This is a genomic window from Pseudomonas sp. 478, assembly GCF_003254125.1.
Taxonomy (GTDB): Bacteria; Pseudomonadota; Gammaproteobacteria; order Pseudomonadales; family Pseudomonadaceae; genus Aquipseudomonas.
In genome coordinates this window covers 245,600-259,526 of the sequence record NZ_QKZG01000003.1, presented here as the reverse complement: position 1 = coordinate 259,526, position 13,927 = coordinate 245,600, and the positions used below count along the sequence as shown (strand labels likewise).

General features: G+C 60.2%; 13 protein-coding genes and 1 riboswitch. Of the genes, 8 read left to right on the top strand and 5 right to left on the bottom strand.

Features of this window, described 5'->3' with window-relative positions; genetic code table 11:
- Window position 1: 1 nt before the first annotated feature.
- The 3 genes from DFS28_RS08025 to DFS28_RS08010 form a co-directional block, all read right to left on the bottom strand.
- Window positions 2–814 carry an aldo/keto reductase gene (locus DFS28_RS08025; protein ID WP_111449296.1) on the bottom strand — a complete coding sequence of 271 codons (813 nt, stop codon included), beginning with the start codon at window positions 812–814 and terminating at the stop codon, window positions 2–4.
- Window positions 811–1,986: an FAD-binding oxidoreductase gene (locus DFS28_RS08020; RefSeq protein WP_111449295.1), complete on the bottom strand. Its 1,176-nt coding sequence runs from the start codon at window positions 1,984–1,986 to the stop codon at window positions 811–813. Before DFS28_RS08020 ends, DFS28_RS08025 begins: the two co-directional genes overlap by 4 nt.
- A gap of 198 nt (window positions 1,987–2,184) precedes the next feature.
- On the bottom strand, window positions 2,185–2,517 hold the full coding sequence (locus DFS28_RS08010; RefSeq protein WP_008146221.1) for a multidrug efflux SMR transporter: 333 nt from the start codon (window positions 2,515–2,517) through the stop codon (window positions 2,185–2,187).
- 103 nt (window positions 2,518–2,620) lie between these two features.
- Here DFS28_RS08010 and DFS28_RS08005 point away from each other — a divergent pair, with 103 nt between their 5' ends.
- Together DFS28_RS08005 and waaA are read left to right on the top strand one after the other, a co-directional pair.
- A complete protein-coding gene (locus tag DFS28_RS08005) occupies window positions 2,621–3,523 on the top strand; it encodes a LysR family transcriptional regulator (protein WP_111449293.1) in 903 nt (300 codons plus the stop codon).
- 11 nt (window positions 3,524–3,534) lie between these two features.
- A complete protein-coding gene (gene waaA / locus DFS28_RS08000; protein WP_111449292.1) occupies window positions 3,535–4,812 on the top strand; it encodes a lipid IV(A) 3-deoxy-D-manno-octulosonic acid transferase in 1,278 nt (425 codons plus the stop codon).
- Window positions 4,813–4,911: 99 nt separating this feature from the next.
- Here waaA and DFS28_RS07995 read toward each other — a convergent pair whose 3' ends face one another.
- Entirely contained in the window at window positions 4,912–6,345 is a 1,434-nt protein-coding gene (locus tag DFS28_RS07995; RefSeq protein ID WP_111449291.1) for a TolC family outer membrane protein, read from the bottom strand.
- Between the two features lie 192 nt (window positions 6,346–6,537).
- A riboswitch (TPP riboswitch) is annotated at window positions 6,538–6,643 on the top strand.
- 166 nt (window positions 6,644–6,809) lie between these two features.
- Here DFS28_RS07995 and thiC point away from each other — a divergent pair.
- Window positions 6,810–8,699, top strand: coding sequence for a phosphomethylpyrimidine synthase ThiC (gene thiC / locus DFS28_RS07990; RefSeq protein ID WP_111449290.1), 1,890 nt, complete (start codon window positions 6,810–6,812; stop codon window positions 8,697–8,699).
- A gap of 151 nt (window positions 8,700–8,850) precedes the next feature.
- Window positions 8,851–10,143, top strand: coding sequence for a putative hydroxymethylpyrimidine transporter CytX (cytX, locus tag DFS28_RS07985; protein WP_111449289.1), 1,293 nt, complete (start codon window positions 8,851–8,853; stop codon window positions 10,141–10,143).
- Here the strand turns inward: cytX and DFS28_RS07980 are convergent.
- The gene (locus DFS28_RS07980; RefSeq protein ID WP_111449288.1) at window positions 10,112–10,858 is read right to left on the bottom strand and encodes an RsiV family protein; all 747 of its coding nucleotides are present in this window, start codon (window positions 10,856–10,858) and stop codon (window positions 10,112–10,114) included. The two genes, cytX and DFS28_RS07980, sit on opposite strands and share 32 nt — an antisense overlap.
- Window positions 10,859–11,088: 230 nt before the next feature.
- On the opposite strand from DFS28_RS07980, the gene DFS28_RS07975 reads away from it, so the two are divergent.
- The 4 genes from DFS28_RS07975 (at window position 11,089) to DFS28_RS07955 (ending at window position 13,879) form a co-directional block, all read left to right on the top strand.
- On the top strand, window positions 11,089–11,706 hold the full coding sequence (locus DFS28_RS07975) for an NUDIX domain-containing protein (RefSeq protein ID WP_111449287.1): 618 nt from the start codon (window positions 11,089–11,091) through the stop codon (window positions 11,704–11,706).
- Complete coding sequence (locus DFS28_RS07970; protein WP_008153350.1) at window positions 11,697–12,149, top strand: DUF1249 domain-containing protein; 453 nt, start codon at window positions 11,697–11,699, stop codon at window positions 12,147–12,149. The genes DFS28_RS07975 and DFS28_RS07970 overlap by 10 nt, the downstream gene beginning before the upstream one ends.
- Before the next feature lie 104 nt (window positions 12,150–12,253).
- Entirely contained in the window at window positions 12,254–13,069 is an 816-nt protein-coding gene (gene cpdA, locus DFS28_RS07965) for a 3',5'-cyclic-AMP phosphodiesterase (RefSeq protein ID WP_111449286.1), read from the top strand.
- Between the two features lie 201 nt (window positions 13,070–13,270).
- Complete coding sequence (locus DFS28_RS07955; RefSeq protein WP_008153348.1) at window positions 13,271–13,879, top strand: YqiA/YcfP family alpha/beta fold hydrolase; 609 nt, start codon at window positions 13,271–13,273, stop codon at window positions 13,877–13,879.
- The last annotated feature ends 48 nt before the right edge of the window (window positions 13,880–13,927 follow it).

The window sequence follows — 13,927 nt, the reverse complement described above, 5'->3', positions numbered from 1 at the left end:
ATCAGTTTCGACGTAGGACCTGGGCAACGGTCGCGACGTTATGGGCGAGGTGCAGCGGATTAATGGTCCCGACAATAGCACTGGCAACACCCGGATGTTCAAACAACAACTCGAAGCTGGCGCGAACAGGGTCCACCCCCGGGCTCAGGCAAACATGACCGCTGGCGAGGGCTTTTTTGACCAGAATGGCTTTGCCGTGAGCAGCAGCATAGTCAATGACCGGCTTCTCGTTCTGCTCGTTCAGATTGTAGGTGACCATCGCGCAATCACCTTGTTCCAGAGCCTTCAAACCACCTTCGACGGTTTTGCCGGAAAAACCGAAGCCGCGAATCTTGCCTTCGCGCTTCAGCTCGGCGAGGGTCGCATAGACTTCACTGTCGTTGAGGATGGCCAGGTCGTTGCCGTCGGAGTGCACCAGCACCAGATCGATGAAGTCCGTTTCCAGCCGTTGCAGACTACGTTCCACCGACCGCCGGGTGTGGGCGGCGCTGAAATCGTGGCTCGACTGGCCGTCGGCAAACTCTTCGCCGACCTTGCTGACGATCACCCAGTCCTGGCGCTGACCCCGCAGCAACGGACCTAGGCGTTCTTCACTGCGGCCATAGGCCGGGGCAGTGTCGATCAGGTTGATGCCCAGGTCGCGCGCGAGTTTGAGCAGCATGCGCGCTTCGTCGTCATCGGGAATCTGGAAGCCGTTGGGATATTTCACGCCTTGGTCGCGACCGAGTTTTACCGTGCCCAGGCCCAGTGGCGAAACCAGCAGGCCGGTGCTGCCCAACGGGCGGTGCAGATCGTGCAGGGTCGGTTGGCTCATGGCAGCAATTGCTCCCAGGCAGGGACGCCCATCGGCGGTTTTGGCAGGTCGGGCAGCGACGCCGGATGGCTTGGCTGGATGCCGTCGCGCTGTAGGGAGGCAATGACGCGATCAGCAAAGTCCGGAGCCAACGCCAGTTTGGTTGGCCAACCGACCAGCAGCCGGCCTTCTTCGGCAAGGAATGCATTGTCAGGACGGGTCAGTCCCGATTGCAGTGGTTCGGCGCGATCCACTCGAAGGGTGGCCCATTGCGCTGTGCTCAGGTCGATCCATGGCAGCAACTGGCCGAGTTCTTTCTGCGCGGTGGCAATTTGCTCGGCGGGTTCGCGGGCGACACCTTCGGCTTCAGCGATATCGCCGCCCAGGTACCAGACCCATTGACCATCGGCGGCCGGATGGGTGGTCACGGTAATGCGCGGCTTGGTGCCGCCGCCCAGGCAGTGGGCATACAGCGGTTTGAGCCCCGGACCCTTGACGATGATCATGTGCAACGAACGGCGTTGCATGGCGGGCTGGCTCAATCCCAGGGCTTCGAGCAGCGCTGCCGTGCCAGCGCCGGCGCTCAAGACGATGCGCTGGGCACGAATCTCGCGCTCGTCGACCTTCAGGCCGACCAGTTTTCCACCCTCCAGCAACGGTTCGATGTTCTGACCGGCAAGCAGGCCGTCACCCGCCAGATCGGCCAGGCGCCGGATCAGGCTCGGCACGTCGATCACCAGTTCCGCCAGACGATAGACCTTGCCTTTGAAGCGCTTGTCTTGCAGGGCGGGCGGCAATTGTTCGCCCTTGACCTGATCGACACGGCCGCGCACGGCCTTGCTGGCGAAGAAACTGGTGAGATTGCCGGCGATCGTGCCGGGGGACCAGAGGTAGTGGGCTTCGGACAGCAGGCGCACGCCGGTCAGGTCCAGTTCGCCGTTACCGGCCAGGGCTTCGCGCCAGCGCCGAGGCATGTCGGCGATGGCTTCCGAGGCGCCGGTCAAGGCGCCATGCAATGCGTACTTGGCGCCGCCATGGATGATGCCTTGGGATTTCAAGCTTTGCCCGCCACCGAGGCTGGCGCTTTCCACCAGCACTGTCGAAAAACCCTGGCGGCGCAGGCGCGCATTCAGCCAGAGGCCGGCGACACCAGCGCCGACAATCAGAACGTCGGTGGAAATAACGGATGGCATGCAGCGACCTCAGTGTTCAAGACGAGGGCGCAGTATACAGACTCGAAGATTGGAGGTTTTGCTGGCGATCAACGCGGCGAATGCAAAACTCTGTGGGAGCGAGCCTGCTCGCGATAGCGGTGGATCAATCAACATTGATGTTGAATGCTCTGCCGCCATCGCGAGCAGGCTCACTCCCACAGTGGATTGGATGCGCGCTTAATGCCCGGCGGTTTTGGAGAAGAGTTGGATGACAACGACGCCCAATACGATCAGCGCCATCCCCATCATCGCCGGCACATCCAGTTTCTGCCCGTAGATGAACAGCGCCGCAACGCTGACCATCACGATCCCCATGCCGGCCCACACCGCGTAAGCCACGCCCACCGGAACGCTGCGCACTACCAGCGTGAGCATCCAGAAGGCGATGCCATAACCGACAATAACCAGAATCAGCGGCAGCGGGGTGCTGAAGCCTTTGACCGCTTTCATCGAAACGGTGGCGATCACTTCGGCGCAGATGGCAATGGCCAGGTAGTAGTAAGCGGTCATGGGTGCATCCTCGTGTGAAGTGTTGCTTTCTGAGGTCGGCATTTTAGAGATTCACCAGATGCGGTAAAGTCATTACCTATCTGTTATGGAGATGGGTTGAGCCATGAACACGCAATGGAATCTGGAGCAGCTGCGGCTGTTTGTCAGCGTAGCGGAGCAGCGTTCGTTTTCTGCGGTAGCGCGGGATCAGCGCAAGGCGCAGTCGGCGGTCAGCAGTTCGATTGCGCTGCTGGAAGAGGATCTGGGTGTCAGCCTGTTCGACCGTAGCAGCGGCCGCCAGCCGAAGCTCACCGAGGCCGGTAACGCGTTGCTGGATGAGGCTCGGGAAGTGCTGCGTCAATGCGAGCGCCTTAACGGTCGGGCGCTGGCCATGATGCGCGGCCAGGAGGCGCGTTTGCGTGTGGCCCAGGATGAGGCGATGCCTTATCAGCCGATCATCGAAAGCTTCGAAGCCCTGGCTGAACAATTTCCCAGCCTTGAAGTGCAGCTGACCAGCGCCGCCCAGGGCGATGTCGCGCGAAAACTGGTGGAGCGTCGGGCCGATCTGGGGTTGCTGTTTTATCACGACCAGATTCCCGAAGCGCTCGAGCGGCGGGTGTTGGGCAGCGTTGAAATGGTCACGGTGTGCGGCGTCGGGCATCCATTGGCGAAGCAGGCTCAGGTCGATTGTCAGCAACTGGCGCAGCATCGTCAGTTGCTGATGTCCACACAGTCGAGTGTCTATCCCGGAAGCGAACCGGCCAGCCCGCAAGTCTGGCGGGCCGACAGTTTCTACGTGATGGCTGAATGGCTGGTGCGCGGCCTCGGCTGGGCTTGGCTGCCGCGCCACGTGGTGCAGTATCCGGCGTATCAGGGCCTAATGATTGAACTGGTCAGTGAATGGACCCCGCCAGCGCTGGTGGTGGAGCTGGTCTGGCGCCGCGATGAGCCACTGGGGCCGGCGGCTCGTTGGCTGGCGGAACGTTTTGCCGTGCACTTGCAGACGATCGGTGAAAAAAGCCGATAAACTCCGCCGCCATGAATAGAACTCTCTACACCGCGCTGTTTTACCTGGGGCTGCCACTGGTAGCGATTCGGCTGTGGCTGCGGGCGCGCAAGGCGCCAGCGTACGCCAAGCGCATTGGCGAACGTTTCTCCCTCGGGTTACCGGCGATGAAAACGGGCGGCATCTGGGTGCACGCGGTGTCGGTGGGCGAAAGCATTGCCGCGGCGCCGATGATTCGCGCCTTGCTGCAACGTTATCCACAGTTGCCCATTACCGTGACCTGCATGACCCCGACCGGATCGGAGCGCATCCACGCGCTGTTCGCCAATGAACCGCGCATCCAGCACTGCTATTTGCCTTACGACTTGCCTTGCGCAGCGAAGCGATTCCTTGATCGGGTCCAGCCGAAACTGGCGGTGATCATGGAAACCGAGCTCTGGCCGAACCATATTCATCAGTGCGCCAGGCGCGGGATTCCCGTGGCCCTGGCCAATGCGCGACTGTCCGAGCGTTCGGCCAAGGGCTATGGCCGCTTCGGCAAACTGACCCAGCCGATGCTCGCCGAGATGAGCCTGTTCGCGGTGCAGACCGAGACCGAGGCCCAGCGCTTCCGCAATTTGGGTGCGCGTTCGCAAACCGTGGAAGTGACCGGCTCGATCAAGTTCGACCTGACCATCGACCCGGCACTGCTTCAGCGTGCCGCCGAGTTGCGTGCGCAATGGCAGGCGCAGGAGCGTCCGGTGTGGATTGCGGCCAGTACGCACGAAGGCGAAGACGAAGTAGTGCTGGCGGCTCATCGCCAGTTGCTCGCCAATCATCCCGATGCGTTGCTGATTCTGGTGCCGCGCCATCCAGAGCGTTTCAACCCGGTGTTCGAGCTGTGTCGGCAACAGGGTTTCGCCACGGTCCGTCGCTCCACTGGCGACCCGGTCACCGCGCAAACTTCGGTGCTGCTGGGCGACACCATGGGTGAGTTGCTGTTTCTGTATGCCTTGGCCGACAGCGCTTTTGTTGGCGGCAGTCTGGTGCCGAATGGTGGGCACAACCTGCTGGAACCGGCGGCTCTGGCCAAACCGGTATTGAGCGGGCCACACCTGTTTAACTTCCTCGAAATCGCCGCGCAACTACGCAGTGCCGGGGCGTTGCAGGAAGTGGAGGATGCCGAAGGTCTGGCGCTGGCGGTGCAGCGGCTGTTCGAGTTGCCGCGCGACGCGCAGCGGATGGCGCAGGCGGGGCTGAAAGTCATGCGCACCAATCAGGGCGCGTTGCAGCGATTGCTGGATGGGCTCGACAGGTTGATTCAGCGCTAACCTGTAGGAGCACGGCTTGCCGGCGATAGCGTTTTCAAGGACGCCATCGCCGGCAAGCCGTGCTCCTACAGGTCTGCATCGGCGAGCGTTTTTTTGCTGTCAGGGCCGGGCTTTGAGCTGCTCCGCCGCAGCCTTCGCCAGATCCGGCGGCAGGAAGTCTTTATCCGGGTTGTAATCAGCCTTGAGGTAACGCGCCAGATCCTGCAGGTCCCCTGGGTTCAACGTGCCAGCGGCCTGTTTCAAACGCAGGTTGTCGAGGATGTAGTCGTAACGCGTGTTGTTGTAGTCGCGCACCGAGGTGTACAGCTGACGCTGGGCATCCAGCACGTCGACGATGTTCCGTGTGCCCACCTGATAACCGATTTCGGTCGCTTCCACGGCGCTCTGGTTGGAGATGATCGACTGCTTGCGCGCCTGTACCTGCTCAACGTCGGTGTTCACTGCGCGATGCAGATTGCGGGTGCTTTCCACCACTTGCCGGCGCAAGGATTCACGTTGCTGCTCGGACTGATCCAGCTGCGCATACGATTGACGCACCTGGGAATTGATCAGGCCGCCGCTGTAGATCGGGATGTTCAGTTGCAGGCCAACCGTCGTTTGCTCGACGTTGCCACCGTAAGGCTGGCCGAAGGCGTTCGGGTTGCTGAAGCCCAGGGCGTCGTTGTCACCTTTCTCGTATTTCGCCACGGCATCCACGGTGGGCGCATGGCCGGCCTTGCGCTGCTTGAGGGTTTCTTCGGCGGCGCTGACGGCGTAGTTGCTCGCGAGCAGATTGAGGTTCTGTCTGGCTGCCGTATCGACCCAGGCCTTGGCGTCATTCGGTGCTGGCGGCAGGATCGGCAAGGTATGGGCAATGCCCCAGATCGAGTTGTACTGACGGTTGGTCAGGGTGATCAGGGCTTCGAACGCATCATCGACCTGGCGCTGCGCGACGATTCGGTTGGCGCGGGCGGTGTCGTAGCTGGCTTGCGATTGCAGCACATCGGTTTTGTCCGAGAGACCGACGTCGAAGCGTTCGTTGGACTGATCGAGCTGGCGTTTGAACGCGGCTTCTTCGGCCTTGGTTGACGCCAGGTTGTCCTGGGTTCGCAAGACATTGAAGTAGCTGACGGCAGATTGCAGGATCAGGTTTTGCTGGGTTGCCGAGAGCTGCAATGCAGCCTGTTCGTTAACGTCTTTGGCGGCCTGGAACTGGAACCAGCGATCAGCACGGAACAGCGGTTGCGCCAGGGTCGCCTGATAGGAATGAGCATTACGGTTGGCGGTAGCCGAAGGCTGATCGATCACCGTGCGCACGTTGGCAAGTTCGGCGCCGCCAGAGAGGTTCGGCAACAGCCCGGCGCGGGCCTGGGGCACGACTTCTTTCTGGGCGCCATATTGAGCGATGGCTGCTGCAAGGTCGGCGTTGTTGTCCACCGCTTCCTGATAGACGCTGACCAGATCGTTCTTGGTCGATAAGGGCGCTTCTGCTGCCCAGGCCATTCCATTGGACGCACAAGACACGGCAAGAGCCAGTGAAAGTTTGCGCAGCATGAGGCCATCCCTAAAAAATTACGCTGATAATTTGAGCGCCAAGGCTACGGCGCGGCTCATACAGCGTCAAGGTGCGGTATGGCGTAGCGAGTGTAGTTGTGCGCAACGGCCGCAACAATCCTGTAATTGCGCCATTCATCATGGTGTTTACTGCGGTGTTGGCGTTCTTTGCCGGTTGTGTCTAGACTGGCCGGGTTCTTGTCGGGGTGCCTTGCTATGAGGCTGAGATCGAATAATTTCGGATCCCGTTGAACCTGATCAGGTTAGCGCCTGCGTAGGGAACAAGATTTCTCGTCACCCGGCGAGTCCTCTTGTGCTTCGTCCGGGATGTTGTTCGACAATCGAACACCCCTCGAGCACTGAGCACAGCACAGCTGGTTTCCCCAGCGCCCGTGCGTCCATTCGTTTACAGGTTCGCTCCGACAAAAAATCCACTGCCTGGATGTGTGTCTGGAGAGCCCGTGATGACTACAAAATCAAAAATCGCAACCAACTTGAGTGACTCGGCCAAGGTCGATCAGCAATCGGTTCAGCCGTTTACCCGCTCGCAAAAAATCTATGTTCAGGGCTCTCGCCCGGACATCCTCGTGCCGATGCGCGAAATCAGCCTTGATGTGACCCCGACCGACTTCGGCGGCGAGATCAACGCGCCGGTCGTTGTGTACGACACTTCGGGCCCGTACACCGACCCCAACGTCACCATCGACGTGCGCAAAGGTCTCGCCGATGTACGTTCGCCGTGGATCGAATCCCGTGGCGACACCGAGCGCCTGCCAGGTCTGAGTTCCAGCTTCGGTCAGGAACGCCTCGCCGATGCGGAGCTGACCAAGCTGCGTTTCGCCCACGTGAACAACCCGCGCCGTGCCAAGGCCGGTGCCAACGTCAGCCAGATGCACTACGCCCGCAAAGGCATCATCACCGCCGAGATGGAATACGTCGCCATCCGCGAAAACATGAAGCTTGAAGTGGCCCGCGCCGCTGGCCTGCTGGACCAGCAACACGCCGGTTACAGCTTTGGCGCCAGCGTGCCGAAAATCATCACCCCCGAATTCGTCCGTGAAGAGATCGCCCGCGGTCGCGCGATCATTCCGGCCAACATCAACCATACCGAACTGGAACCGATGATCATCGGCCGTAACTTCCTGGTGAAGATCAACGGCAACATCGGCAACAGCGCTTTGGGTTCGTCCATCGAAGAAGAAGTGGCGAAACTGACCTGGGGCATTCGCTGGGGTTCGGACACGGTCATGGACCTGTCCACCGGCAAACACATTCACGAAACCCGCGAGTGGATCATCCGTAACTCGCCGGTGCCGATCGGTACCGTGCCGATTTATCAGGCCCTGGAAAAAGTCGGCGGCGCCGCAGAAGACCTGACCTGGGAGCTGTTCCGCGACACGCTGATCGAACAGGCCGAGCAGGGCGTCGACTACTTCACCATCCATGCCGGTGTGTTGTTGCGCTACGTGCCGCTGACCGCCAAGCGCGTGACCGGCATTGTGTCCCGTGGCGGTTCGATCATGGCCAAGTGGTGCCTGGCGCACCACAAAGAAAACTTCCTCTACACCCATTTCGAAGACATCTGCGAAATCATGAAGGCCTACGACGTCAGCTTCTCGCTGGGCGATGGCCTGCGTCCGGGCTCGATTGCCGACGCCAACGACGCGGCGCAATTCGGTGAGCTGGAAACGCTGGGCGAGCTGACCAAAATCGCCTGGAAACACGACGTGCAATGCATGATCGAAGGCCCGGGCCACGTGCCGATGCAGTTGATCAAAGAGAACATGGACAAGCAGCTGGAATGCTGCGACGAGGCGCCGTTCTACACCCTCGGCCCGCTGACCACGGACATCGCACCAGGCTACGACCACATTACCTCGGGGATCGGTGCGGCGATGATCGGCTGGTTCGGTTGCGCGATGCTCTGCTACGTGACGCCGAAGGAACACTTGGGTTTGCCGAACAAGGATGACGTGAAGACCGGGATCATCACCTACAAAATCGCCGCGCATGCCGCCGATCTGGCAAAAGGGCATCCGGGGGCGCAGATCCGCGACAATGCCTTGAGCAAGGCGCGTTTCGAATTCCGTTGGGAAGACCAGTTCAACCTGGGCCTCGATCCGGACACGGCTCGTTCGTATCACGATGAGACCCTGCCGAAGGATTCGGCCAAGGTCGCGCACTTCTGCTCCATGTGCGGGCCGAAATTCTGTTCGATGAAGATCACTCAGGAAGTCCGTGAGTACGCGGCCAACCAGCGCATCGAAACCGTTGATGCCGAAGTCGCCCAGGGATTGGCGGAACAGGCCGAGCGGTTCAAACAGGAAGGCAGTCAGCTGTACAAGAAGGTTTGATCTGACCTGAAGCGGTGGGGCCTGCACCGGCCCCATCGCCAGCAGGCTGGCTCCCACATTGGATTTGTGGTGTTCACAAGTCCCCTGTGGGAGCCAGCCTGCTGGCGATAGCGATCTACATAACAACAAATGTCCCTCTGAGATAACACCCTTGAGCATTCAACCCAGTACTTATTCCCCTGATATTGCGGTGCCCACAGACAAACGTGTCTTCGGCGGCCGCGATCTGTTTTCCCTGTGGTTCTCCCTCGGCATCGGCCTGATGGTCCTGCAGACCGGTGCTCTGCTCGCGCCAGGTCTGGGCCTGTCCGGCTCGCTGCTGGCCATCTTCCTTGGCACGCTGGTCGGTGTTCTTTTGCTGGCGGCGGTTGGCGTGATCGGCAGCGACACTGGTCTGTCGTCGATGGCCGCGCTCAAACTCAGCCTCGGTGCAAAAGGCGCGAGCCTGCCGGCCGTGCTGAACCTGCTGCAACTGATCGGTTGGGGCTCGTTCGAAATCATCGTCATGCGTGACGCTGCCAGCCTGCTCGGCGCGCGGGCGTTCAGCGAAGGCAGCCTGCTGTCGAATCCACTGCTGTGGACTGTGTTCTTTGGTGGTTTGGCAACCTTGTTGGCCGTCAGTGGTCCGCTGACGTTCGTCCGTCAGATCCTGCGCAAGTGGGGTATATGGTTGCTGCTGGCCGCGTGCATCTGGCTGACCTGGAACCTGTTCGCCAAAGCTGATCTGGCGGCGTTGTGGGCGCAGGCCGGTGATGGTTCGATGCCGTTCGCCGTGGGTTTCGACATTGCCATCGCCATGCCGCTTTCGTGGTTGCCGCTGATTGCCGACTACTCGCGTTTCGGCAAGCGTGGGAAAAATGTGTTTGGCGGCACGGCAGTGGGTTTCTTTGTTGGCAACTTCTGGCTGATGAGCCTGGGCGTGGCCTACACCCTGGCGTTTGCGCCGAGCGGTGAAGTGAATGCCTTGCTGTTGGCATTGGCCGGTGCGGGCCTGGGGATTCCGCTGCTGCTGATCCTGTTGGACGAGTCGGAAAACGCCTTCGCCGACATACACTCGGCGGCCGTTTCCAGCGGAATTCTGTTGCGCATGAAGGTCGAGCATCTGGCGCTGGCGATTGGCGTGATCTGCACGCTGATCGCGTGCCTGGCGCCGTTGGCCCAGTATCAGAACTTCCTGCTGTTGATCGGTTCGGTGTTTGCGCCGCTGTTCGGCGTGGTGCTGGTGGATCACTTCATCCTGCGCAAACGCGGTGCTCGCGTGGCGTCAGCCGCATTGCGCTGGCCGGCGTTGCTCGCCTGGTTGGGCGGGGTAAGCACCTATCATTTGCTGGCTAATCTGTACCCGGACATCGGCGCAACCCTGCCGTCACTGATTCTGGCAGGGCTGCTGCAACTCGTGCTGGGTCGGGCCTTCAGTTACGGCCAGGAAACAGCTCGGGCTTGAGAATGCCGTTCAGGCGAGGGTAAGGGATCTTCAGTTCGACGTGACCCAGCGCGTAAGGTGCGATGGAGCTCACTTCGTACTTGAGGATCACCCCGCCGTACGTCAGCGCAACGTTTTGGGTTTTGACGAAGGGCCAGCTCTTCACGAACTCTGGCTCCTGATCGAGTTTGGTGCTGATCAGCCAACTGTTGTGCGCCACCTGCGCGGCTTTCCAGAACGCCTCTTCCTGCCCCGGCACCAACATGTCCGACAGCGTCAGCACTTTGTGTTGCTGGCGCGAATAGTTGATGAAACTGCGGCCCGGCGTGCCATGGGCGCCGCCGGTGTCCAGGTAGCTGGAAAATTCGACGATCACCAAGCCGTCATGCTGCTCACGTACCTTGGCTTGCAGGTAGCTGCTGTTACGCGGGCCGGCACTGCTCAAAAATTGCTCGCGATACGCTGCCAGCGTCGGCGCCACCGGGGCGTCGGGCGAGGTGCGGGTCATTTGCAGCAGGCGTTTTTCGATGATGCCGTCCAACTGCGGTTCGGCAGGGAAGTGCAGCGTATCGATGTTCACCAGCGGGCAGTCAGCTGTTGTGCAACCCGGTTTCAGCTGTTCGGATGCATCGCGGGTAGTTTCCAGCGGCGTCCGGTAGTTGGGTTGGAACAAACTCTGGCAGGCGCCCAGGGTCAGGGCGATTGCAGCCACGGAGGCGATTTTAAAAAGCGACATGGGCGTCCTTCATAAAACAGGGAAAGGCAAAAAGTTATCCGCTTCGACTATCAACGAAGCAGTCAGTTCGCCACTAAGCTAATTAGAGTTGGTTTCGCCCTCACCGTCTATCCCGCTGACTGGAAAGGGGCTGCATCAAAGGTCGCGGGCGCGTTAGGATGGCGCGAAGTCGAGGTTGCAAGTAACAAACAAGGAGCCTCATAACGGATTTGCAGTAAACGAGGATTGTCATGACTGATTTTGCCAACGCCATACCGACCGCCATTGATATCGTTCGGCGCGAAAGGTGCTACGAGGGCTTCTACAAGCTCGATCGTGTGCACTTGCGCCACGAATTGTTTGCCGGTGGCATGAGTCGCGAGATCAATCGTGAAGTGTTCGTTCGCCACGATGCGGTGTGCGTGCTGCCGTACGATCCGCAGCGCGATGAAGTGGTGTTGATCGAGCAGTTTCGCGTCGGCGCTGTGGGCAAAACCGACAATCCATGGCTGATCGAACTGGTCGCCGGTCTGATCGACAAGGATGAAGTGCCGGAAGAAGTTGCTCACCGCGAAGCGCAGGAGGAAGCTGGGCTTGTGTTCGGGGCGCTCTGGCCGATGACCCAATATTTTCCATCGCCGGGCGGCAGCAATGAATTTGTGCACTTGTACCTGGGGCGTTGCGACAGCACCGGCGTCGGCGGCCTGCATGGGCTGGAGGAAGAAGCAGAAGATATCCGCGTCACGGTCTGGGCGTTCGAAGATGCCCTGCAGGCCGTACGCGACGGACGAATTGCCAACGCGGCCAGCATCATTGCCTTGCAATGGTTAGCTTTGAACCGCGTTGAAGTGAGGGGGTTATGGTCGTAAACAAACTGCGCGATCGCTATAGGGTCGACCTCGTGGGGCTGCAAGCCTCCTGCGAGGCCAACTACGCGCGCCTGATGCGACTGCTGCCGGACATGCGCAACGAGCCGGAGGCGCGGCGCATTGCCGTGACCCACGGCGACCAGATGCTCGGCGTGCTGGCCCTCGAAGTCCTTCAAGTCTGTCCGTACACCACAACCTTGCAAGTGCGCCAGGAACACAGCCTGCCGTGGCTGCCGGTGCCGCAACTGGAAGTTCAGGTCTATCACGACGCGTGCATGGCCGAAGTCGTCAGCGCCGAACATGCACGACGCTTTCGCGGCATCTATCCTTATCCGAATGCCTCAATGCATCAGCCGGACGAAAAGGCCCAGCTGAATATGTTCCTGGGTGAATGGCTGAGCCATTGCCTGGCCTGCGGACACGAGTACGCGGTTGTGCGGTAGCGGTAGTTGTGAACTGCGTCAGCTTCACAGGTTTCCCCTTTTGATCATCCCCCAGCATAATTGCGGCACTCATCCATCCCGTGATTCAGCCCTGGGAGAACGCCTTGCCGAGCGTATCCACATTGACCACCGCCGATTCGGCGTTGCTGGTGCAACTGTCCGACAGTCATCTGTTTGCCGAGGCGGACGGGACGTTATTGGGCATGAATACCCGTGACAGCCTGCAAAAAGTCATCGAGCTGGTGCGGCTACAGCAGCCGCAGATCGACCTGATCATTGCCAGCGGTGATCTTTCTCAGGACGGAACGCTGGAGTCCTATCAACTGTTTCGCGACCTGACGCGGCAACTCGATGCGCCGGCGCGCTGGATTCCCGGCAATCATGATGAGCCGCAGATCATGGCTGAGGCTGCCGTGCAGAGTGCCTTGCTGGAGCCGGTGGTGGATATCGGTAACTGGCGCGTCACGTTGCTCGATTCAGCCGTACCGGGTTCGGTGCCGGGGTATTTGCAGGATGAGCAGCTACAGTTGCTGGCCCGTTCGTTGAGTGAGGCGCCGGAGCGGCATCATCTGGTGTGCTTCCATCATCATCCAGTGTCGATCAGGTGTGCGTGGATGGAGTCCATTGGATTGCGTAATCCTGAGGCGCTGTTTGCGGTGCTGGATCGGTTTCCACAAGTACGTGCTGTTTTGTGGGGGCATGTGCATCAGGAGATCGACCAGGATCGCAATGGCGTGCGGCTGATCGCCTCGCCTTCGACGTGTATTCAGTTCGAACCGGGCAGTGATGATTTCAAGGTCAGTGACCAGGCGCCGGGGTATCGGTGGTTGCGACTGTTGCCGGATGGTCAACTGGAAACCGGCGTGGAACGTGTCACCGGCTTCGACTTCCAGGTGGATTACGGCTCCAGCGGCTACTGACTTTTTTGTCATTCAGCAGGACCGAGTCGCGGCTTTCGCGAGCAAGCCCGCTCCCACAGGGGATTTGTGAACGACACCGATCCAATGTGGGAGCGGGCTTGCTCGCGAAGGCGGCACAGACACCCTCATTTCTGCGGATGTCCCCGATTCCCCCGACACCCTGTAAACTGCGCCTCTTTACCCGACGCACAGGGAGCTCAAATGTCTGGTTCGATCCTTTATATTCACGGTTTCAACAGTGCGCCTTCGTCTAAAAAGGCCACGCAGTTGGTACAGGTAATGGAGCGTCTGGGCTTGAGCGATCAGTTGCGCGTCCCGGCCTTGCATCACCATCCGCGTGAGGCCATCGGTCAGCTAAACAAGGCGATTGAGGAGCTTGGGCGGCCACTGCTGGTCGGCAGCTCACTCGGCGGCTACTATGCGACTCACCTGGCCGAGCGCCATGGCCTCAAGGCCCTGTTGATCAACCCTGCCGTCAGTCCGCACCGGATGTTCGACGGGTATCTGGGGACGCAGAAAAACCTGTATACCGATGAGGCCTGGGAGTTGACCCACGACCACGTGACGGCCCTGGCCGAGCTGGAAGTGCCGGCGCCCCAGGACCCGCAGCGGTATCAGGTGTGGTTGCAGACTGGCGATGAAACGCTGGACTACCGCCTCGCCCAGCAGTATTACCGGGCCTGTGCCTTGCGCATCCAGGCCGGCGGCGACCATAGCTTCCAGGGTTTTGCCGAGCAATTGCCGGCAATGCTGAGTTTTGCCGGCATCGGCGCAGATTTGTATCAGGCGATTGATTTCACTGCACTGTGAGTCGTCACCTCTTTTTCACAGAACACTCTTTTTACAGGCGGACGACGA